Genomic DNA, 21,403 nt, shown 5'->3' with positions numbered 1-21,403 from the left:
CCTTCGGATGGCAGAGGTCAGTTATTGCCTGCAATCAAAGAGATAGAGCCGAACACATATGCCTTTTACACTTGGTCAACGCTGGATCAGCGACACCGAAAGCGAACTAGGACTTGGTACTGTTGTCGCGATGGACGCGCGTACTGTCACGCTGTTATTCCCGGCCACCGGCGAAAATCGCCTGTATGCGCGCAGCGACTCTCCCGTGACCCGCGTCATGTTCAATCCGGGCGATACCGTAACAAGTCATGAAGGCTGGCAACTGCACATTGATGACGTAAAAGAAGAAAATGGTCTGCTCGCCTATACCGGAACGCGCCTGGACACTGAAGAAAAAGACGTTTTGCTACGCGAAGTCTTCCTCGACAGCAAACTGGTGTTCAGTAAACCGCAGGATCGTCTGTTCGCCGGGCAAATCGACCGTATGGATCGCTTCTCGCTGCGCTATCGGGCGCGTAAATACCAGAGCGAGCAGTACCGTATGCCATACAGCGGCCTGCGCGGCCAGCGCACCAGCCTGATCCCGCATCAGTTGAATATCGCCCATGACGTTGGTCGCCGTCACGCGCCGCGCGTGCTGCTGGCAGATGAAGTCGGATTGGGTAAAACCATCGAAGCCGGGATGATCCTGCATCAGCAACTGCTTTCCGGTGCGGCTGAGCGCGTACTGGTGGTGGTACCGGAAACGTTGCAGCATCAGTGGCTGGTAGAAATGCTGCGTCGCTTTAACCTGCGCTTTGCACTGTTTGACGATGAGCGTTATGCCGAAGCGCAGCATGATGCCGACAATCCGTTTGAAACTGAACAACTGGTGATCTGCTCGCTGGACTTCGTGCGTCGTAATAAACAGCGCCTTGAGCATCTCTGTGATGCCGAATGGGATCTGCTGGTAGTCGATGAAGCGCACCATCTGGTGTGGAGTGAAGACGCACCAAGCCGCGAATATAGCGCCATTGAAGAACTGGCTGGTCACGTACCGGGGGTTCTGCTGCTGACCGCCACGCCGGAACAGCTCGGAATGGAAAGCCACTTTGCGCGCCTGCGCCTGCTGGATCCAGATCGCTTCCACGACTTCGCGCAGTTTGTGGAAGAACAAAATAACTACCGCCCGGTCGCCGATGCGGTCGCCCTGCTGCTGGCGGGCAATAAACTCAGCGACAGCGAACTGAATATGCTGGGAGAGCTGATCGGCGAGCAGGATATTGAACCGCTACTGCAAACGGCAAACAGCGACCGCGACGGCGCACAATCCGCCCGTCAGGAACTGGTCTCGATGCTGATGGACCGTCATGGCACCAGCCGCGTGCTGTTCCGCAACACCCGTAACGGTGTGAAAGGCTTTCCGAAGCGCGAGCTGCACACCATCAAACTGCCGTTGCCGACCCAGTACCAGACCGCGATTAAAGTCTCCGGCATCATGGGCGCACGCAAAAGCGCGGAAGACAGAGCGCGTGACATGCTCTATCCGGAGCAGATTTACCAGGAATTTGAAGGCGATACCGGCACCTGGTGGAACTTCGATCCGCGCGTGGAATGGCTGATGGGCTATCTGACCAGCCACCGCTCGCAGAAAGTGCTGGTGATTTGTGCCCAGGCCACCACCGCTCTGCAACTGGAGCAGGTGCTGCGCGAGCGCGAAGGCATCCGTGCCGCGGTCTTCCACGAAGGCATGTCGATCATCGAACGCGACCGCGCCGCCGCGTGGTTTGGCGAAGAAGACAGCGGCGCGCAGGTACTGCTGTGCTCGGAAATCGGCTCTGAAGGGCGTAACTTCCAGTTTGCCAGCAACCTGGTGATGTTTGACCTGCCGTTTAACCCGGACCTGCTGGAGCAGCGTATCGGTCGTCTGGACCGTATCGGTCAGGCGCATGATATTCAGATCCACGTTCCTTACCTTGAAAGAACCGCACAGTCGGTACTGGTACGCTGGTATCACGAAGGTCTTGATGCCTTTGAACATACCTGCCCGACCGGCCGTGCGATTTATGACACGGTATATAGCGATCTGATCACCTATCTGGCGGCACCGGAAAATACCGACGGCTTTGATGAGCTGATCAAATCCTGCCGCGCGCAGCACGATGCGCTGAAAGCCCAGCTTGAACAGGGGCGTGACCGTCTGCTGGAAATCCACTCCAACGGCGGCGAGAAAGCGCAGGCGCTGGCAGAAAGTATTGAAGAGCAGGATGACGATACCAGCCTGATCGCCTTCGCCATGAACCTGTTTGACATCGTCGGCATTAACCAGGATGACCGCGGTGAAAACCTGATTGTCCTGACGCCGTCCGATCACATGCTGGTGCCGGATTTCCCCGGTCTGCCGGAAGATGGCTGCACCATTACGTTTGAGCGTGATATCGCGCTGTCGCGTGAAGACGCGCAGTTTATTACCTGGGAGCACCCGCTGATCCGCAATGGTCTGGATCTGATCTTGTCCGGCGATACCGGCAGCAGCACCATTTCACTGCTGAAAAACAAAGCGCTACCGGTGGGCACGCTGTTACTGGAACTGATCTACGTTGTCGAAGCACAGGCACCGAAACAGCTCCAGCTTAACCGTTTCCTGCCGCCGACGCCGGTGCGCATGCTGCTTGACAAAAACGGCACTAACCTGGCCGCGCAGGTCGAGTTTGAGACCTTCAACCGCCAGCTCAGTGCGGTTAACCGTCATACCGGTAGCAAACTGGTTAACGCCGTGCAGCAGGAGGTTCACGCCATTCTGCAACAGGGCGAAGCGCAGATTGAAAAAGCCGCCCGCCTGCTTATCGATGCGGCGCGCAGCGAGGCCGATGAGAAATTGTCTGCCGAATTGTCGCGTCTGGAAGCGCTGAAAGCGGTCAATCCAAACATCCGTGAGGATGAACTGGAGGCCATCGACAGCAACCGCCAGCAGGTGATGGAAAGCCTGAATCAGGCGGGGTGGCGTCTGGACGCGCTGCGTCTGATTGTCGTCACGCATCAGTAACGGAAACGCACATGGGGATGGAAAACTACAATCCGCCGCAGGAGCCCTGGCTGGTCATTCTGTATCAGGATGAACACATTATGGTGGTCAACAAGCCGAGCGGCCTGTTATCCGTGCCGGGGCGGCTTGAGGAGCATAAGGACAGCGTGATGACGCGCATTCAGCGCGATTATCCGCAGGCCGAATCCGTGCATCGTCTGGATATGGCCACCAGCGGCGTGATTGTGGTGGCGCTGACCAAGGCCGCCGAGCGGGAGCTGAAACGCCAGTTTCGCGAGCGCGAGCCGAAAAAACAGTACGTGGCGCGGATCTGGGGCCATCCGGCGAAAGCGGAAGGGCTGGTGGATTTGCCGCTGATCTGCGACTGGCCAAACCGGCCAAAGCAGAAAGTCTGTTTTGAGACCGGTAAAGCGGCGCAGACGGAGTATGAGGTGGTGGAGTACGCGGCGGATAACACCGCTCGCGTGGTGCTAAAGCCGATTACCGGGCGCTCACACCAGCTACGCGTGCATATGCTGGCGCTGGGTCATCCGATCCTCGGCGACCGATTCTACGCCACGCCAGAGGCGCTGGCGTTAGCGCCACGCCTGCTGCTGCATGCGGAGATGCTGACCATTACCCATCCGGCGTATGGCAGTTCGATGACGTTTAAGGTGCCAGCGGATTTCTGATAACGGTCCTCGTTGGCGCTGGCGAGGTGCCATAATGCCCGGTGGCGCTGCGCTTACCGGGCCTACGATTTATAAGGCAACCCTCTGATATTGTGGATTTTGTAGGCCGGGTAAGGCGAAGCCGCCACCCGGCATTATCATGGGATAAGGGCTTTGATTCCGGGCCACGTTGTCGACCTTACTTAAATCCTTTCTGCTCTTTAATTAGCTCGTATGCCTTCTGGATCTCCTGCGCTTTCTGCTTCGCCATCTCCATCATCTCCGGCGGCAGACCTTTTGCCACCAGCTTGTCCGGATGATGTTCGCTCATCAGCTTACGGTAAGCGCGCTTGATGGTGGTCCCGTCATCGGTCGGCTTCACGCCCAGCACGTTACAGGCATCCTCCAGCGTCGGTCCGCGCTGCGCCTGCTGCCAGCCGCCGCCGGACTGCTGCTGATACTGCTGCTGATATCCGCCACCAAACTGCGCTCCACCCTGCATCATGCGCAGGAACTGATCGAACTGCACGCGGGAAATGCCTAACTCCTCGGCAATCACATACAGCACCTCGCGTTCATTGGGATGCAATTGCCCGTCCGCAAACGCCGCCTGGATTTGAATTTCCAGAAACATCCGAATCAAATCGGCACGGCCAAAACAGATGCTGCGAAAGGCACGCATTTTTTCACGCAGCGGGTAGTTATCCGCTTTACCCACGCGAAATGCCTGCTGAGCAGCACTGCGTGATTCGCCGTGAAGATTCATGCGATCCATAAAGACGCTGGCAATTTGGATATCCGCTTCCGTGACGCGGCCTTTCGATTTGGTTAAATGGCCCATCACCTCAAAGGTGGTGGCGAAAAACAGCGATTGTCGCTCCTGTTGATTGGCAAACCAGTTCAGCCGACGGCTTCGCGCCTTATCAAACATATGACCTATCAGCAGCCCCAGCACCGCGCCCCAGAAGCCGCCGCCCATCATTAATGCCACTGCTACGCCAATCACTTTGCCCCAATACTGCATATACTCCCCAAATCGTCATGCCTGCGACTAAAATATGTTTTATCATACCCGTCATTCAATGCCGTGCCTAACACAAGGGCATGAAACGGGCAGGATTAAGACTAGCGCGATGCGGATGAGTAAGTTAGTCTCTGACCGTTTGCTAGTCGCTACGCCACTGATGACGGAACAACATATAAAACGTATGAAAAAACGTATTCCCACCCTTCTGGCCACCATGATCGCCAGCGCCCTGTATAGTCAGCAGGGTATGGCCGCCGATCTCGCCTCGCAGTGTATGCTGGGCGTGCCGAGCTATAACCGTCCTCTGGTGGAGGGCGAGCCAAACGAATTACCGGTCACGATCAACGCCGATCATGCCAAAGGAAATTATCCCGATAACGCCGCTTTTACCGGCAACGTGGATATCAATCAGGGCAACAGCCGCTTGCAGGCCGATGAAGTCCAGCTTCATCAAAAAGAAGCTGAAGGTCAGCCTGAGCCGGTGCGTACCGTCGATGCGCTCGGCAACGTGCACTACGACGATAACCAGGTGATCCTGAAAGGGCCGAAAGGCTGGGCCAACCTGAACACCAAAGATACGAATATCTGGGAAGGAGACTATCAGATGGTGGGCCGTCAGGGACGCGGTAAAGCGGATCTGATGAAACAGCGTGGCGAAAACCGCTATACCATCCTGGAAAACGGCACCTTTACCTCATGTTTGCCGGGATCAAATACCTGGAGCGTGGTGGGCAGCGAAGTGATCCACGACCGCGAAGAGCAGGTTGCGGAAATCTGGAACGCCCGCTTTAAGCTCGGTCCGGTTCCGGTCTTTTACAGTCCCTACCTGCAATTACCGGTGGGTGATAAGCGTCGCTCTGGTTTCCTGATCCCCAACGCCAAATACAGCAGCAAGAACTACTTTGAGTTCACCCTGCCGTATTACTGGAACATCGCGCCCAACATGGACGCCACCATTACGCCGCACTACATGCACCGTCGTGGCAACGTGATGTGGGAGAACGAATTCCGCTACCTGACTCAGGCGGGCGCAGGTCTGATGGAGCTGGACTACCTGCCGTCAGATGACGTTTATCAGGACGATCACGATAAAGAAGGCAGTCGCCATCGTTGGTTATTCTACTGGCAACACGGTGGCGTTCTGGACCAGGTATGGCGCTTTAACGTCGATTACACCAAAGTCAGCGATTCTAACTATTTTAACGACTTTGACAGTAAATACGGTTCCAGTACCGACGGTTATGCCACGCAGAAATTCAGCCTTGGCTATGCGGTGCAGAACTTTGACGCCACCGTATCGACCAAGCAGTTCCAGGTCTTCAGCGATCAGAACAACAGCAGCTATTCCGCAGAGCCGCAGCTCGACGTCAACTACTATCAAAATGATGTCGGTCCGTTTGATACCCGTATTTACGGTCAGGCGGTGCATTTCGTTAATACCGAAAGCAACCAGCCGGAAGCCACGCGTCTGCACCTTGAACCGACTATCAACCTGCCGCTCTCTAACGGCTGGGGAAGCGTGAATACGGAAGCCAAACTGCTGGCAACGCATTATCAGCAGACTAACCTGGATACCTATAACCGCAATAACACCAATCAGCTTGATGATTCGGTCAACCGCGTGATGCCGCAGTTCAAAGTCGATGGCAAAATGGTTTTCGAGCGCGATATGAACTGGGCGGAAGGCTATACCCAGACCCTTGAACCGCGCGCCCAGTACCTGTACGTGCCTTATCGCGACCAGAGTCACATTAATAACTACGACTCATCATTACTGCAATCAGACTACACCGGCCTGTTCCGCGACCGTAGCTATGGCGGCCTCGACCGTATCGCCTCGGCAAATCAGGTCACCACCGGTTTGACCTCGCGAATTTATGATGATGCCGCCGTGGAACGTTTTAACGTTTCCGTAGGTCAAATCTACTACTTCACCGAGTCGCGTACCGGTGATGACGATAATATTAAATGGGAAGATGACGACCAAACCGGCTCGCTGGTCTGGGCAGGCGATACTTACTGGCGCATCTCCGATCGCTGGGGTCTGCGTGGCGGTCTTCAGTACGATACGCGTCTGGATAACATTGCTACCAGTAGCAGTACCATTGAATATCGTCGTGACCAGGATCGTATGTTACAGCTGAACTACCGTTACGCCAGCCCGGAATATATTCAGGCGACGCTGCCGTCATACGCCACGTCGGATGAGTATAAAGAAGGTATTTCTCAGGTCGGCGCGGCGGGCAGTTGGCCAATTGCCGATCGCTGGTCGGTGGTGGGCGCATGGTATTTCGATACCAACGAGAAAAAAGCCGCTGACCAGATGATAGGCGTGCAATATAACTCCTGCTGTTATGCGATCCGCGTCGGTTACGAGCGTAAACTTAACGGCTGGGAAAACGACCAAAGCGTGTACGATAACGTCATCGGCTTTAATATTGAACTGCGTGGCCTGAGTTCGAACTATGGTCTGGGCACACAGCAGATGCTGCGCTCGAACATTTTGCCTTACCGTAGCTCTCTGTAATGCAGTTGTTTGAAAACGTAATCCGCATTGCGGTTAATTGAAATGGAAAATGTATGAAGAACTGGAAAACGCTGCTTCCTGCTTTCGCCCTCGCACTGGTGGTGAATTCAGGGTTCGCTGCCCCACAGGTTGTCGATAAGGTAGCAGCCGTCGTCAATAACGGCGTCGTTCTTGAAAGCGACGTCGATGGCTTGATGCAGTCGGTAAAAATGAACGCGGGTCAGGCCGGGCAACAGCTGCCGGATGATGCCACGCTGCGTCACCAAATCCTCGAACGTTTGATCATGGATCAGATCATTCTGCAAATGGGGCAGAAGATGGGAGTGAAAATCTCCGATCAGCAGCTCGACGAGGCCATTGCTAATATAGCTAAACAAAACAACATGACGCTGGATCAGATGCGCAGCCGTCTGGCTTACGATGGGCTGGATTACAATACCTATCGCAGCCAGATCCGCAAAGAGATGACCATCTCTGAAGTGCGTAACAACGAAGTGCGTCGTCGCGTTACCGTCCTTCCGCAGGAAGTGGATTCCCTGGCGAAGCAAATCGCCAACCAGAACGATGCCAGCACCGAGCTTAACCTGAGCCACATTCTGCTGCCGCTGCCGGAAAATCCGTCTTCCGAGCAGGTCAGCGAAGCACAGCAACAGGCAAACTCCATTATTGAGCAGGCCCGTAACGGCGCTGACTTCGGCAAACTGGCTATCAGCTACTCTGCCGACCAGCAAGCGTTGCAGGGCGGGCAAATGGGCTGGGGCCGTATTCAGGAACTGCCTGGACTCTTCGCGCAGGCGCTGAGCACGGCGAAAAAAGGCGACATCATCGGCCCAATCCGCTCAGGCGTCGGCTTCCATATCCTGAAAATTAACGATATGCGCGGTCAGAATCAGAACATCTCTGTGACTGAAGCCCATGCCCGTCATATCCTGCTGAAACCGTCACCGATCATGACGGACGATCAGGCGCGTCTGAAGCTGGAAGAAATTGCCGCGGACATTAAGAGCGGTAAAACCACGTTTGCTAACGCAGCGAAAGAGTTCTCTCAGGATCCAGGCTCGGCAAACCAGGGCGGCGATCTGGGTTGGGCAACGCCAAATATGTACGATCCGGCGTTCCGCGATGCGCTGATGAAACTCAACAAGGGCCAGATGAGCGCCCCGGTGCACTCCTCCTTCGGCTGGCATCTGATCGAAATGCTGGATACGCGCCAGGTTGATAAAACCGACGCAGCCCAGAAAGACAAAGCTTACCGTATGTTGATGAACCGGAAGATGTCTGAAGAAGCGGCGACCTGGATGCAGGAACAGCGTGCGACGGCCTACGTTAAAATTCTGAGCGAATAATGTCTTATCCTCACCGTGTGGTGATCACTCCCGGCGAACCTGCCGGGATTGGCCCGGACCTGGTGGTCCAGCTTGCACAGCGCGACTGGCCGGTAGAACTGGTTATTTGCGCCGATGCAACCCTCCTGACAGACCGGGCAGCGATGCTCGGTCTTCCGCTTTCTCTACGGCCCTATAGTGCCTCAGAACCGGCTCAACCGCAGCGTGCGGGAACGTTGACACTGCTACCCGTTGCGCTTCGTGCGCCTGTCATCGCGGGTCAGCTCAGCGTGGAAAACGGGCACTACGTGGTAGAAACGCTGGCCCGTGCCTGCGATGGCTGCCTGAGCGATGAGTTTGCCGCGCTGATCACCGGCCCCGTGCATAAAGGGGTGATCAATGACGCAGGTATTCCTTTCACCGGGCATACTGAGTTTTTTGAAGCGCGCGCGCAGGCAGAAAAAGTAGTGATGATGCTGGCAACGGAAGCAATGCGCGTGGCGGTAGCGACGACGCATTTGCCACTACGCGATGTCGCTGATGCGATCACCCCGGATTTGCTGCGCGAGGTCATTACCATTCTGCATGGCGATCTTCAGAGCAAGTTCGGTATTAAACATCCGCATGTGCTGGTGTGCGGCCTGAATCCTCATGCGGGTGAAGGCGGCCATATGGGTACAGAGGAGATCGACATTCTGATCCCGGTGCTGGAAGAGATGCGCGCCAAAGGCATGAACCTGAGCGGGCCGCTGCCCGCCGACACGCTATTTCAGCCGAAATACCTCGATCATGCAGACGCCGTGCTGGCGATGTACCACGATCAGGGCCTCCCCGTGCTAAAATATCAGGGCTTTGGCCGGGGCGTTAATATCACCCTCGGCTTGCCCTTTATTCGTACTTCCGTTGACCACGGCACCGCGCTGGAACTGGCGGGCCAGGGGAAAGCGGATGTCGGCAGTTTTATTACGGCGCTTAACCTCGCCATCAAAATGATTGTTAATACTAAATGAATAATCGAGTCCATCAGGGCCACTTAGCCCGTAAACGCTTCGGGCAGAACTTCCTCAACGATCAGTTCGTGATCGACAGTATTGTCGCGGCCATTAATCCGCAAAAAGGTCAGGCGATGGTCGAAATCGGCCCGGGCCTTGCCGCATTGACCGAGCCTGTCGGTGAACGCCTTGATAAAATGACGGTTATTGAGCTGGACCGCGATCTGGCTGCCCGCCTGCAAACGCACCCGTTCCTCGGGCCAAAGCTGACGATTTACCAGCAGGATGCGATGACCATGAACTTCGGCGAGCTGTCGCAGGAGCTGGGTCAGCCGCTACGCGTGTTTGGCAACCTGCCGTACAACATCTCCACCCCGCTGATGTTCCACCTGTTTACCTATACTAATGCCATTGCCGACATGCACTTCATGCTGCAAAAAGAAGTGGTCAATCGACTGGTTGCAGGGCCAAACAGTAAAGCGTATGGTCGATTAAGCGTCATGGCACAATATTACTGCCAGGTGATCCCGGTGCTGGAAGTGCCGCCAACGGCGTTTACGCCTGCGCCAAAAGTGGATTCCGCCGTGGTACGTCTGGTGCCGCATGCCGTTATGCCGCACCCGGTAAAAGAAATTCGCGTGCTGAGCCGTATTACCACCGAAGCTTTTAACCAGCGCCGTAAAACCATCCGTAACAGTCTCGGCAATGTGTTTAGCGTTGAGGTACTGACGGAGTTGGGTATCAATCCGGCGATGCGCGCAGAAAATATCTCGGTTGCACAATACTGTAAGCTGGCCAATTATCTGGTGGATAACGCGCCACCAAAGGAGAGCTAAACCATGATCGACTCGCCCCGAATTTGCGTACAGGTCCAGAGCGTCTACATTGAATCGCAATCCTCTGCGGACGATGAGCGTTACGTTTTTGCCTATACGGTGATTATTCGTAATCTGGGGCGACATCCGGTTCAGCTTTTGGGCCGTTACTGGTTGATTACCAACGCTAACGGCCGCGAAACCGAAGTACAGGGTGAAGGTGTGGTTGGCGTACAGCCCCACATCGCGCCAGGCAGTGAATATCAATACACCAGCGGTGCCGTACTTGAAACGCCGCTCGGCACGATGCAGGGCCACTATGACATGATCGATGAAGATGGCAACGCTTTCACCATCGATATACCCGTTTTCCGTCTGGCAGTTCCAACTCTGATCCATTAAAACTATGTCGACATATCTTATTGGCGATGTTCATGGTTGCTACGATGAACTGATCGCACTCTTAAACCAGGTGGAATTTACCCCTGAGCAAGACACCCTGTGGCTAACCGGCGATCTGGTGGCCCGCGGCCCCGGTTCGCTGGAAGTGCTGCGTTACGTCAAGTCGCTCGGTGACAGCGTGCGCATGGTGCTGGGCAATCATGATCTGCATCTTCTGGCGGTGTTTGCTGGCATCAGCCGCAATAAGCCAAAAGATCGTATTACGCCGCTGCTGGAAGCGTCGGATGCCGACGAGCTGATTAACTGGCTGCGCCGTCAACCGCTGCTCCAGGTGGATGAAGAGAAAAAACTGGTGATGGCGCATGCGGGCATCACGCCGCAGTGGGATCTGCCGACCGCCATCGCCTGCGCGCGCGATGTCGAAGCGGTACTCGCCAGCGACTCTTACCCTTTCTTCCTCGACGCGATGTATGGCGATATGCCGAATAACTGGTCGCCTGAGCTGACGGGCCTGGCGCGTCTGCGTTTTATTACCAACGCCTTTACCCGGATGCGCTACTGTTTCCCGAACGGCCAGCTGGATATGTACGCGAAAGAAGCCCCGGAAAACGCCCCCGCGCCGCTGAAACCGTGGTTCGCCATCCCCGGACCGGTATCAGAAGCGTACAGCATTGCCTTTGGTCACTGGGCGTCGCTGGAAGGCAAAGGCGCGCCGGACGGCATTTACGCGCTGGATACCGGCTGCTGCTGGGGCGGCGATTTAACCTGCCTGCGCTGGGAAGATAAACAGTATTTCATCCAGCCGTCGAACCGGCAGATGGATTTAGGCGAAGGCGAGGCTGTGGCGTCGTAAAAGCACAGTAAAGGAAATAATGAGGTTGATGACCAACCTGTTTTCCTGTTGAATGCGCCGTTTTGCCGGGTGGCGACTTCGCCTTACCCGGCCTACAAAAACCATCAATATCAATAAGTTATGCGACTCAATAATCATCCACCAAAGGCAGCTCACGATCCCGTGACCAGCGGGCATATAAGGCTAATACCGCATTAACGGCGCCAGGATCATACTGGAATACTAATGACTGAACGTCAGTCTCGTGAGCATCAGTCAGGCCGGTCATCTCAAGAAAGGATTCATAGTCCTCTTCATTATTTTGCGGATCGAAAACGGCACGCAAAATACGCATATAACCAGAAGGTCCACCGCACTCCTCGGGCGGACAGGCCATCAGCCCTTCGATACATTCAAAAGGCGTGAGCATCTCATCATAAAAATAATTTTTATCTTCGAGAACAATTTCATGTTCCCAGCCGTCACCAAAATCATAGAGATAGGCCAGTTTATTACCCCGGCTTTTCAGCAGCGTATTTAAACGAACGCCAGCTTCGTCCTCTTCTTTTATTGATTCAGGAGACTCGCTAAATATTTGCTTCTTGAATTTGAAGTGATGCAGATGGCTATCTTCCCACCCCATCACAATCTGAACCACATCATGCAGCCGATCAAGGGACAGGTTGGCGGGCACCACAAACCGCCGCCAGATGACAGGCTCAATATTATTAAGCGTAATTTTTAGCTGATAAAATGTATTCATACCCTTCTCCATACGGTATGTGTACCTTCTCCCGGCGACAGGATATCGCCGGGAGGATAATCATTAACGCCGCTCCAGAATCTCAAAACAGTAGCTGTGCGAGTTCTGCGCGTCCGCATCGTGAAATTCGCTGAACACCGATTCCCACTCATCCGGCTCGTAGTCCGGGAAGTGCGTGTCCCCTTCCACTTCGGCATCAATATGTGTCAGGTAGAGTTTATTGGCTTTGGGGAGGAACTGCTCGTACACGCGCCCGCCGCCGATCACCATAACCTCTTCGGCATCGCCGCAGGCGGCAATCGCTTCATCAACCGACTTCACCCACTGCACGCGATCGTCAGTGCCTGGCTGGCTGCTGATAATAATATTTTTACGTCCGGGCAACGGACGGCCGATGGATTCCCAGGTCAGACGACCCATGACGACCGGCTTGTTTAAGGTGTTGCGTTTAAACCAGGCGAGATCTGCGGGTAGATCCCAGGGCATGGCGTTTTCCATACCGATGACGCGATCTACCGCTAACGCCGCAATCAGACTGATCATTGAAGTTTTCCTGGATACTAAAAATGTCGCCACTATACGTAAAGCCTAATCTTTCGTCGACTGGTGCCAGGGTAAAGAATGAGAAAAATTTCTATTTTGCGGGACATCCACGACAGGTTCCCCTTCTTCAATATGGATCCGCAGGAGCAATAAAGCAAAAAGCCCCGACCCAGTCTTCACTGGTCGGGGCTTTTTGCTTTGAATCATCAATTATCGAGTTCGTTCATCCCTTTAACCTGATCGCGGTTAATCTGCTCTGTTTTACCGGTTTCAGCATTTTCATAAGAAACCAGGCCAGTATCGCTGTCTACTTCCGGCTTACCATCCGTCACAATGGTTTTGCCATCAGTAGTTTTAACCGCCTGGTTGGAAGTACAACCGGCAACGGTAAACAGGGCTGCGGCAGCAAAAATCGAAGAGATGAGTAAGTTATTGCGCATGGTGTACTCCCTTGCTTTCAGTTGGATTTAATTACTTACCTGATTATTTTAGGCTAAATTACTGAAAGCGGATGGAAATACAGAAGGTTCTGAAGTCAGGCATCCTGGCTGACAGATGCCTGACCGGCTGACGCTATTTTTTCAACTCAAGAATCGAGCTCATCATGGTGTGATTTATGTTGCTCATGATTTCATAATACGTCGTCGTCTCTTCGCCGCCCGTTTTAGGATTGCGCCATTTCTCGCGATTCTGTTTTTCAAACTCCTTCAGTAAATCCTTTTGATCGCTCGCCGAGTCTGCATGAATAAACGCGGTGTAGATCTTCGTGGCGTCGTCCAGGTTTTGCTGTAGCTCAGGAGAACTGAAATGCGCGGTTATTTCAGGCTGCTGATAACGCGACTCGGTGATACGCATGTCCTGAGTGTAATCGGTGGCCGGAGAGAATTCATTGGTGTAGTAATGCTTGAAATCCTCGACCCGGAAGATTTTGGTTTTGTAATTGTCTTTGGAAGTAGAAGACATCGACTCCGGGAACGCCTCGGTCGGGTTTAGCTCCCAGCTATGCTCGAAGTTATCAATAAACAGCTCGCTACCCAGATCGTTGAATGGCCCGGTGACGGTTTGACCATCGATAGTCAGGGTGTGGACATCGCTATTTTCAGTCGTGGGCTGTACACCTTCCGCCAGGTATTTTTGTACGACGTAAACATAACGAGTGCGGGTCGGGTTGATAAGCCCGCTAACGCCCGAGCGGGGCCACGCGTCAAAGACGCTGAACTTGACGCTTTCACCATTTTCCAGCGACAGGGTATGTTGCCCGGCATCCAGTTTAATATTTTGCGTTTCTTTTGCCGGAATGGTTATTTTTTCATTATCAATCGAAATAGCTAATGGTTTCTCCGTGGGATTATCAATGAGGAATTCTTTACTGTCCCCAAAGCAGGCGGTCAATGTAATGCAGGCACCCAGAAGCAATATTCTTTTTAACACGCGTTTCTCCTTCAACGTAAAACGAAAATTCATTAAACAAACGTTTTTAATGGTAAAGGATGCCCCTGCCGTTGTGAAAAACAAATTGGCTATTAAATATAGGGGGGCAACAGAGACAAAAAAGCCAGCTTGCGCTGGCTTTTTGTTAATGCCTGATTTTTACTTCTGAATCTGCGCGTGCATTTCCTGCACTGAGGTCACCTTCTCAGTGGCATCCGCATTCAGCGCCATCGCGGTAGCAAAACCGCCATTCAGCGTGGTGTCATAATGCACTTTATATTGCAGCGCGCTGCGGCGGATCAGTTTGGAGTCCTCAATCGCCTGGCGCCCTGCGGTGGTGTTGATGATGTAGGTGTATTCGCCATTCTTGATACGGTCCTGAATGTGCGGACGGCCTTCATGCACCTTGTTCACCAGCCGCGGGTTAATCCCGGCTTCACCGAGCACCACCGCCGTACCGTGAGTCGCATCCAGCTCAAAGCCCTGCTTGAGCAGCTTCGCCGCCAGATCCACCACCCGCTCTTTATCACCCTCACGAACCGAGAGCAGCGCGCGACCTTTTTTCTTCATGGTCGAATTGCTGCCCAGCTGCGCTTTGGCAAAGGCTTCGGCGAAGGTGCGTCCGACGCCCATCACTTCCCCGGTAGAGCGCATTTCTGGCCCTAACAACGGGTCAACGCCGGGGAATTTGTTGAACGGTAGCACCACTTCTTTCACCGAGAAATACGGCGGAATGATTTCTTTAGTTACGCCCTGTTCGGTCAGCGTTCTTCCCGCCATCACCCGCGCCGCGACTTTCGCCAGCGGTACGCCGGTGGCTTTAGAGACGAACGGGACGGTACGCGCTGCACGCGGGTTAACTTCAATCAGGTAGACTTCGTTGTCTTTAACGGCAAATTGTACGTTCATCAGACCACGTACTTGCAATTCAAAGGCCAGCTTCTGCACCTGCTGGCGCATCACGTCCTGAATTTCCTGGCTCAGGGTGTAAGCGGGCAGCGAGCAGGCAGAGTCGCCGGAGTGGACGCCCGCCTGTTCAATATGCTCCATGATGCCGCCAATCAACACGATTTCACCGTCGCAGATAGCATCCACATCCACTTCTACCGCATCATCAAGGAAGCGATCCAGCAGCACCGGCGCATCGTTAGAGACGCTGACGGCGGTCTGGAAGTAGCGACGCAGGTCGATTTCATCGTAGACGATCTCCATCGCCCGACCGCCGAGTACGTAGGACGGGCGCACCACCAGCGGGTAGCCAATCTCTTTCGCTTTTTCGACAGCCATTTCAATCGCGGTGACGGTGGCGTTCGCCGGCTGTTTCAGCTTGAGACGGTCAACCGCCTGCTGGAAGCGCTCGCGGTCTTCCGCACGGTCGATAGCATCCGGGCTGGTGCCGATAACCGGTACGCCAGCGGCTTCCAGTGCGCGCGCCAGTTTCAGCGGTGTCTGGCCGCCGTACTGGACAATAACGCCTTTTGGTTTCTCGATGCGCACAATTTCCAGCACGTCTTCCAGCGTAACCGGTTCGAAATACAGACGGTCGGAGGTGTCGTAGTCGGTAGAAACGGTTTCCGGGTTACAGTTGACCATAATGGTCTCGTAGCCGTCTTCGCGCAGCGCCAGCGAGGCGTGGACGCAGCAGTAATCGAATTCGATGCCCTGGCCGATACGGTTCGGACCGCCGCCGAGGACCATGATTTTGTCGCGGTCAACGGACGGGTTGGCTTCGCATTCGTCTTCATAGGTGGAGTACATATACGCGGTATCGGTAGAGAATTCTGCCGCGCAGGTATCGACGCGTTTGTAGACCGGATGCAGGTTGTACTGGTCGCGCAGTTTGCGTACTTCCGCTTCGCGCACGCCCGCCAGTTGAGCCAGACGCGCGTCGGCAAACCCTTTGCGTTTCAACTGGCGCAGGAAATCGGCGTCGAGGCCATTAATGCCAACTTCAGCCACTTTTTCTTCCAGACGCACCAGCTCTTCAATCTGCACCAGGAACCAGCGGTCGATGTTGGTCAGGTTAAACACGCCATCGACGGACAGGCCCGCGCGGAAGGCATCGGCGATGTACCAGATACGCTCGGCACCGGCATCTTTCAGCTCGCGGCGGATTTTGGTCAGCGCATCGGCGTCGTCAAGATTCACTTTCGGATCAAAGCCGGTCGCGCCTACCTCTAGCCCACGCAGCGCTTTTTGCAGCGACTCCTGCTGGGTGCGGCCAATCGCCATCACTTCGCCGACCGATTTCATCTGGGTGGTCAGGCGGTCATTCGCGCCGACGAATTTTTCAAAGTTAAAGCGGGGGATTTTGGTGACGACATAATCAATGGACGGCTCAAACGAGGCCGGGGTACGGCCGCCGGTGATGTCGTTCATCAGCTCGTCAAGGGTATAACCTACCGCCAGTTTCGCCGCCACTTTGGCAATCGGGAAGCCGGTCGCTTTCGAAGCCAGCGCCGAGGAGCGGGAAACACGCGGGTTCATTTCGATAACAATCAGACGACCATCTTTCGGATTGACCGAGAACTGAACGTTAGAGCCGCCGGTTTCAACGCCGATTTCACGCAGCACCGCCATCGAGGCGTTACGCATGATTTGATACTCTTTATCAGTCAGGGTCTGCGCCGGGGCAACGGTAATGGAGTCGCCGGTGTGGATGCCCATCGCATCGAAGTTTTCAATGGAGCAGACAATGATGCAGTTGTCGTTCTTATCGCGCACCACTTCCATCTCGTACTCTTTCCAGCCGATCAGCGATTCATCAATCAGCAGCTCATTGGTCGGCGAGAGATCCAGCCCGCGGGCGCAAATCTCTTCAAACTCTTCGCGGTTATAAGCGATACCGCCGCCGGTGCCGCCCATAGTAAAGGAAGGGCGGATAATGCACGGGTAGCCCACATCGGCGGCTACGGCCAGCGCCTCTTCCATGTTGTGCGCGATACCGGAACGTGCGGTATCCAGGCCGATTTTTTTCATCGCCACGTCGAAACGGCGACGGTCTTCGGCTTTATCAATCGCGTCCGCGGTGGCACCAATCATGGTGACGCCGAACTCGTCGAGCACGCCCTGGCGCTCCAGTTCCAGCGCACAGTTCAGCGCCGTCTGGCCGCCCATGGTCGGCAGCACCGCGTCCGGGCGCTCTTTTTCGATGATTTTACGCACCACTTCCCAGTGGATCGGCTCGATATAGGTCGCATCGGCCATTTCCGGGTCGGTCATGATGGTGGCCGGGTTGGAGTTCACCAGAATGACGCGGTAGCCCTCTTCACGCAGTGCTTTACACGCCTGCGCGCCGGAGTAGTCGAATTCACACGCCTGGCCGATAACAATCGGGCCAGCGCCCAGAATCAGGATACTTTTTATGTCTGTACGTTTTGGCATGGCTCTATTAACTCCTGATTATTTCGCGGACTGACGGTAAAGCTCGATTAACGCAATAAAATGGTCGAACAGCGGCGCGGCATCGTGCGGGCCGGGGCTGGCTTCCGGGTGCCCCTGGAAACTGAACGCCGGTTTATCGGTACGGTGAATGCCCTGCAGGGTGCCGTCAAACAGCGATTTATGCGTCACGCGCAACGTGGCGGGCATAGTCGCTTCGTCAACTGCAAAGCCGTGGTTCTGCGCGGTGATCATCACGGTGTTATTGTCGATATCTTTCACCGGATGGTTGCCGCCGTGGTGGCCGAACTTCATCTTCACGGTTTTTGCGCCGCTCGCCAGCGCCAGCAGCTGATGGCCGAGGCAGATGCCGAAGACCGGAATGTCGGTCTCAAGGAATTTCTGGATTGCCGTGATGGCATAGTCGCACGGTGCCGGGTCGCCGGGGCCGTTGGAGAGAAAAATGCCGTCCGGGTTCATCTTCAGCACCTCTTCGGCAGAGGTTTGCGCCGGGACGATGGTCAGGCGACAGCCGCGATCCACCAGCATACGCAGAATGTTGCGCTTCGCGCCGTAGTCATAGGCAACGACGTGGAATGGCAGTTCTTCTTCAGCTTTCGCTTCCGGCAGTTCGCCAGCCAGCGTCCAGCTGCCCTGCGTCCAGCTATAGGTTTCCGTTGTCGTCACTTCTTTTGCCAGGTCCATCCCGTTCAGGCCGGGAAACGCTTTCGCTTTTTCCAGCGCCAGCGCCGCATCCAGGTTATCCCCGGCGATGATGCAGCCGTTTTGCGCGCCTTTCTCACGCAGCAGACGGGTCAACTTACGGGTATCAATATCGGCGATGGCGACAATGTTATGGCGCTTGAGATAAGAAGAGAGGTCTTCGGTATTGCGGTAGTTGCTGGCTATCAGCGGCAGGTCGCGAATGATAAGCCCTTGTGCATGGACCTGAGAGGATTCTTCATCAGCTTCATTGGTGCCGACATTGCCGATATGGGGATAAGTTAGAGTGACGATTTGGCGGGAGTAGGAAGGATCAGTGAGGATTTCTTGATAACCGGTCATTGAAGTATTGAAAACGACTTCCCCAACCGCCGAACCCGTTGCCCCGATGGCCCGACCGTGAAACTGGGTTCCGTCTTCCAGAACCAATAGCGCTGACTTAATCAAAACACCCTCCAGAGAATATTCACTCACTTTATTTGCATATTAATTCATAAATACGGCATGGATCAATGCAAATTTCGTTTACCGGTGGATTTCTGGCAAACGGCGGCATTCTGCAGATAAGTCGTCTCAAAGTCAACTTAAAGCGCGTTTTATACTGTTGTTTTGTGTCACCCGTGTTGAATACAGGCTTTTTCCGCCAAAAATCATTACCAGACTTAAGACGAAAACGCTTGCGCGCTATGTTCAATGAAGAAAAAAAGAGAAAAGGACAAAAAATGAGTTATCAGGAAGCGAAGGGGCAATAAAAGCGGCGAAAAAGCCATTTAAAATTAACTTTTACTCTATCAGGAGAGCTTTTCAGTGCTTAAAGGCTAAAATAATAGGGCAATAAAATATTGCCCTTTGTAATCAATAAACTGTGATTACAATAACCACATCACGATGGGTAATAAATGCCTACAGGCTGTGTAAATCAAGCACATCTCGCATATCAAAAAGGCCGTTATTCTTACCTTTAAGCCATAAAGCCGATCTCACCGCACCGTTGGCGAAGGTCATCCGGCTTGACGCCTTGTGAGTAATTTCCACGCGCTCGCCGATGTCAGCAAACATCGCCGTATGCTCACCAACGATATCGCCAGCCCGCACGGTGGCAAAACCGATGGTGCCCGGTACGCGTTCGCCGGTATGCCCTTCCCGGCTATAGACGGCACAATCCTTAAGATCTTTGTCCAGCGCCTGAGCAATCGCTTCGCCCATTGCCAGCGCAGTGCCTGACGGCGCATCGACTTTATGTCGATGGTGGGCTTCAATAATTTCAATATCGGTATAGTCGCCCATCACTTTCGCCGCTTTCTCCAGCAGCTTCAGCATGACGTTAACACCGACGCTAAAGTTGGCGGCAAAGACAATCCCGATATCCTCGGCGGCCTCGCGGATCGCCTGTTTACCAGCCTCATCAAAACCAGTCGTGCCGATCACCATGCTTTTGCCATGTTCGCGGCAGAATGCCAGATGCGTCAGCGTCCCTTCCGGACGGGTGAAATCAATAAAAACGTCAAAGTCGTCTTTAACGCTTTCGAGGCGGCTTTGCACGGCAACGCCCGCGTTTCCCGCGCCAGCCAGTTCGCCCGCGTCGCTGCCAATGAGAGAAGAACCTTCCCGCTCAAGGGCCGCGCCCAGCGCCACGCCGTCCATTGCCAGAGCCGCCTGAATTAGCTGGCGTCCCATACGCCCGCCCGCGCCCGCGATGGCGACGCGGATTTGTGCATCATGCATAGTCTTACTCTTATGTTAAAAAATGATTACAAAACGTTCTCAGGTTAACCAGCCCGACGAAAAGCTGCCAGCCGAAAACAGCGATAATAAGAAATTTATGTTAAAGCGACGCCAGTATCAGTAAAAGACATAGTTAACGAAAGCCGCACGACTCGCGCACTACTAATGCCGGAGGCAGAATGATGCTTTTAGGCGGTTCGTCATTGCCCTGGATGCGGCTAAACAACAGTTCTCCGGCCTTACGGCCAATCTCTTTCGCGGCGACCGATACGGTGGTTAACGCTGGCTGCACTAACGCCGCCTCGCTGATGTCATCAAATCCTACCAGCGCAAAGTCGCGCCCCGGCTCCCGCCCCAGTTTACGCAGCGCCTGCATAACGCCCAGCGCAACGATATCCTGATAACATACCGCGGCGGTAATTTGCGGATACTGGTTAAACAGCTTCTCCGCCACCCGTGAACCGTCGCTTTGGCTGGCCTCTGCAGTCACCAGCCATTCTGCTTTTGGCGCAATGCCATTTTCCAGCAGCTTACTGGTAAAGCCGCCGATGCGCTGCGCGCGCGTCCCGGAGCGCTGGCTGCCGCCAATAAAGGCAATATGTCGGTGCCCCAGTTTCAACAGGTGCGCGGTCGCCATTTGCGTTCCCAGAAAATTATCCGTGCCGACAAAGTCAAACCCCGGATCGTCCGGCGGACGTACCACCATAATGGCCGGGATATTGCGGCGTTTTAACGCCTCGAAAAAGGCGCGGGGCGTCTCGCGAGCCGCACAGAGCACCATACCGCAGGCGTTATTACGCATTAATGAATCGACAAACTTTTGCTGCCGCTCGCAGGACTCTTCGCTGTTCGCCAGAAACAGCAACAGCTCATGGCGTTCCATTTCATGACTTAATCCCGCCGTCATTTCGCCATAAAACGGGTTGGTAATATCATGCAGCAGCAATCCGACCTGGTTGCTGCTGCGGTTACGTAAGTTGGCAGCGGTCTGGTTATAGACGTATCCGGATTCATCCAGCGCTTTAAGCACCCGTTCACGCGTCGCCTGCGAAATGCGCCCCCGGTTACGTAACACCATGGATACCGTTGCCGTTGACACCCCGGCGCGCTTTGCGACCTCCGCCAGCGTAATTGTGGTCATCATCTCCTCCCTCTTTTTTATAATAGATTAATCGAATAACCTTCTTAATGCCTGATTCTTTGTGACTCGATTCACATATCCCACCGCGGATCGCCCTGACCTGCCATAAATGACGGGTTAATCGCGTTAACCACTCTTTTCATATGAGGTTAATCGATTAA

The 21,403-nt window shown here is 54.4% G+C and carries 18 protein-coding genes; 9 read left to right on the top strand and 9 right to left on the bottom strand.

The annotated features are described in order from the left end of the window. Positions 1-58 precede the first annotated feature (58 nt). Together rapA and rluA are read left to right on the top strand one after the other, a co-directional pair. Complete coding sequence (gene rapA, locus ACMGGS_RS10815; protein ID WP_414166056.1) at positions 59-2,965, top strand: RNA polymerase-associated protein RapA; 2,907 nt, start codon at positions 59-61, stop codon at positions 2,963-2,965. 11 nt (positions 2,966-2,976) lie between these two features. Then, entirely contained in the window at positions 2,977-3,636 is a 660-nt protein-coding gene (gene rluA, locus ACMGGS_RS10810; protein WP_414166054.1) for a bifunctional tRNA pseudouridine(32) synthase/23S rRNA pseudouridine(746) synthase RluA, read from the top strand. A 178-nt stretch (positions 3,637-3,814) separates the two neighbouring features. Here rluA and djlA read toward each other — a convergent pair whose 3' ends face one another. Beyond that, positions 3,815-4,639 (bottom strand): co-chaperone DjlA, encoded by an 825-nt coding sequence (gene djlA, locus ACMGGS_RS10805; RefSeq protein ID WP_414166053.1) that lies wholly within the window; start codon positions 4,637-4,639, stop codon positions 3,815-3,817. Positions 4,640-4,823: 184 nt separating this feature from the next. On the opposite strand from djlA, the gene lptD reads away from it, so the two are divergent. From lptD to apaH, 6 genes are read left to right on the top strand one after another with little or no spacing between them, the layout of a single operon-like run. Continuing rightward, positions 4,824-7,169 (top strand): LPS assembly protein LptD, encoded by a 2,346-nt coding sequence (gene lptD / locus ACMGGS_RS10800; protein WP_414166246.1) that lies wholly within the window; start codon positions 4,824-4,826, stop codon positions 7,167-7,169. Positions 7,170-7,222: 53 nt separating this feature from the next. Further along, entirely contained in the window at positions 7,223-8,515 is a 1,293-nt protein-coding gene (surA, locus tag ACMGGS_RS10795; RefSeq protein WP_414166052.1) for a peptidylprolyl isomerase SurA, read from the top strand. Beyond that, the gene (gene pdxA / locus ACMGGS_RS10790) at positions 8,515-9,504 is read left to right on the top strand and encodes a 4-hydroxythreonine-4-phosphate dehydrogenase PdxA (RefSeq protein ID WP_414166051.1); all 990 of its coding nucleotides are present in this window, start codon (positions 8,515-8,517) and stop codon (positions 9,502-9,504) included. Before surA ends, pdxA begins: the two co-directional genes overlap by 1 nt. Then, the gene (rsmA, locus tag ACMGGS_RS10785; protein WP_414166050.1) at positions 9,501-10,322 is read left to right on the top strand and encodes a 16S rRNA (adenine(1518)-N(6)/adenine(1519)-N(6))-dimethyltransferase RsmA; all 822 of its coding nucleotides are present in this window, start codon (positions 9,501-9,503) and stop codon (positions 10,320-10,322) included. Before pdxA ends, rsmA begins: the two co-directional genes overlap by 4 nt. 3 nt (positions 10,323-10,325) lie before the next feature. Next, positions 10,326-10,703, top strand: coding sequence for a Co2+/Mg2+ efflux protein ApaG (gene apaG / locus ACMGGS_RS10780; protein ID WP_176918339.1), 378 nt, complete (start codon positions 10,326-10,328; stop codon positions 10,701-10,703). Between the two features lie 4 nt (positions 10,704-10,707). Then, complete coding sequence (gene apaH / locus ACMGGS_RS10775; protein WP_414166049.1) at positions 10,708-11,556, top strand: bis(5'-nucleosyl)-tetraphosphatase (symmetrical) ApaH; 849 nt, start codon at positions 10,708-10,710, stop codon at positions 11,554-11,556. A 127-nt stretch (positions 11,557-11,683) separates the two neighbouring features. Here apaH and ACMGGS_RS10770 read toward each other — a convergent pair whose 3' ends face one another. The 6 genes from ACMGGS_RS10770 to carA form a co-directional block, all read right to left on the bottom strand. Continuing rightward, positions 11,684-12,310 (bottom strand): plasmid pRiA4b ORF-3 family protein, encoded by a 627-nt coding sequence (locus tag ACMGGS_RS10770; protein WP_414166048.1) that lies wholly within the window; start codon positions 12,308-12,310, stop codon positions 11,684-11,686. Positions 12,311-12,361: 51 nt separating this feature from the next. After that, positions 12,362-12,841, bottom strand: coding sequence for a type 3 dihydrofolate reductase (gene folA, locus ACMGGS_RS10765; RefSeq protein WP_414166046.1), 480 nt, complete (start codon positions 12,839-12,841; stop codon positions 12,362-12,364). A gap of 206 nt (positions 12,842-13,047) precedes the next feature. Then, positions 13,048-13,281 (bottom strand): YgdI/YgdR family lipoprotein, encoded by a 234-nt coding sequence (locus ACMGGS_RS10760; protein WP_194207851.1) that lies wholly within the window; start codon positions 13,279-13,281, stop codon positions 13,048-13,050. A 133-nt stretch (positions 13,282-13,414) separates the two neighbouring features. Then, positions 13,415-14,272: a hypothetical protein gene (locus ACMGGS_RS10755; protein WP_414166045.1), complete on the bottom strand. Its 858-nt coding sequence runs from the start codon at positions 14,270-14,272 to the stop codon at positions 13,415-13,417. Positions 14,273-14,431: 159 nt separating this feature from the next. Further along, positions 14,432-17,656, bottom strand: coding sequence for a carbamoyl-phosphate synthase large subunit (gene carB / locus ACMGGS_RS10750; RefSeq protein WP_414166044.1), 3,225 nt, complete (start codon positions 17,654-17,656; stop codon positions 14,432-14,434). A gap of 18 nt (positions 17,657-17,674) precedes the next feature. Next, positions 17,675-18,823, bottom strand: a complete 1,149-nt coding sequence (gene carA, locus ACMGGS_RS10745) for a glutamine-hydrolyzing carbamoyl-phosphate synthase small subunit (RefSeq protein WP_414166043.1) — start codon at positions 18,821-18,823, stop codon at positions 17,675-17,677. Positions 18,824-18,888: 65 nt separating this feature from the next. On the opposite strand from carA, the gene ACMGGS_RS10740 reads away from it, so the two are divergent. Then, a complete protein-coding gene (locus ACMGGS_RS10740) occupies positions 18,889-19,128 on the top strand; it encodes a hypothetical protein (protein ID WP_414166042.1) in 240 nt (79 codons plus the stop codon). Between the two features lie 151 nt (positions 19,129-19,279). On the opposite strand, the gene dapB is transcribed toward ACMGGS_RS10740, so the two are convergent. Further along, positions 19,280-20,101, bottom strand: coding sequence for a 4-hydroxy-tetrahydrodipicolinate reductase (gene dapB, locus ACMGGS_RS10735; protein WP_414166041.1), 822 nt, complete (start codon positions 20,099-20,101; stop codon positions 19,280-19,282). Between the two features lie 133 nt (positions 20,102-20,234). After that, the gene (locus ACMGGS_RS10730) at positions 20,235-21,263 is read right to left on the bottom strand and encodes a LacI family DNA-binding transcriptional regulator (protein ID WP_414166245.1); all 1,029 of its coding nucleotides are present in this window, start codon (positions 21,261-21,263) and stop codon (positions 20,235-20,237) included. Positions 21,264-21,403: the final 140 nt, after the last annotated feature.

Source organism: Superficieibacter sp. BNK-5 (assembly GCF_047456055.1).
In the GTDB taxonomy this organism is placed as follows: domain Bacteria; phylum Pseudomonadota; class Gammaproteobacteria; order Enterobacterales; family Enterobacteriaceae; genus Superficieibacter.
Note: the sequence above shows the minus strand (reverse complement) of the source record. Positions and strands in the feature narration are given on the sequence as shown.

Excerpts from the sequence above, each read along its gene's own strand:
- djlA (WP_414166053.1), bottom strand. The coding sequence starts at position 4,639 with ATGCAGTATTGGGGCAAAGTGATTGGCGTAGCAGTGGCATTAATGATG.
- rapA (WP_414166056.1), top strand. The coding sequence starts at position 59 with ATGCCTTTTACACTTGGTCAACGCTGGATCAGCGACACCGAAAGCGAA.
- lptD (WP_414166246.1), top strand. The coding sequence starts at position 4,824 with ATGAAAAAACGTATTCCCACCCTTCTGGCCACCATGATCGCCAGCGCC.
- rsmA (WP_414166050.1), top strand. The coding sequence starts at position 9,501 with ATGAATAATCGAGTCCATCAGGGCCACTTAGCCCGTAAACGCTTCGGG.
- ACMGGS_RS10740 (WP_414166042.1), top strand. The coding sequence starts at position 18,889 with ATGCAAATTTCGTTTACCGGTGGATTTCTGGCAAACGGCGGCATTCTG.
- folA (WP_414166046.1), bottom strand. The coding sequence starts at position 12,841 with ATGATCAGTCTGATTGCGGCGTTAGCGGTAGATCGCGTCATCGGTATG.
- carB (WP_414166044.1), bottom strand. The coding sequence starts at position 17,656 with ATGCCAAAACGTACAGACATAAAAAGTATCCTGATTCTGGGCGCTGGC.
- ACMGGS_RS10760 (WP_194207851.1), bottom strand. The coding sequence starts at position 13,281 with ATGCGCAATAACTTACTCATCTCTTCGATTTTTGCTGCCGCAGCCCTG.
- ACMGGS_RS10770 (WP_414166048.1), bottom strand. The coding sequence starts at position 12,310 with ATGGAGAAGGGTATGAATACATTTTATCAGCTAAAAATTACGCTTAAT.
- rluA (WP_414166054.1), top strand. The coding sequence starts at position 2,977 with ATGGGGATGGAAAACTACAATCCGCCGCAGGAGCCCTGGCTGGTCATT.
- dapB (WP_414166041.1), bottom strand. The coding sequence starts at position 20,101 with ATGCATGATGCACAAATCCGCGTCGCCATCGCGGGCGCGGGCGGGCGT.
- apaG (WP_176918339.1), top strand. The coding sequence starts at position 10,326 with ATGATCGACTCGCCCCGAATTTGCGTACAGGTCCAGAGCGTCTACATT.
- surA (WP_414166052.1), top strand. The coding sequence starts at position 7,223 with ATGAAGAACTGGAAAACGCTGCTTCCTGCTTTCGCCCTCGCACTGGTG.
- pdxA (WP_414166051.1), top strand. The coding sequence starts at position 8,515 with ATGTCTTATCCTCACCGTGTGGTGATCACTCCCGGCGAACCTGCCGGG.
- apaH (WP_414166049.1), top strand. The coding sequence starts at position 10,708 with ATGTCGACATATCTTATTGGCGATGTTCATGGTTGCTACGATGAACTG.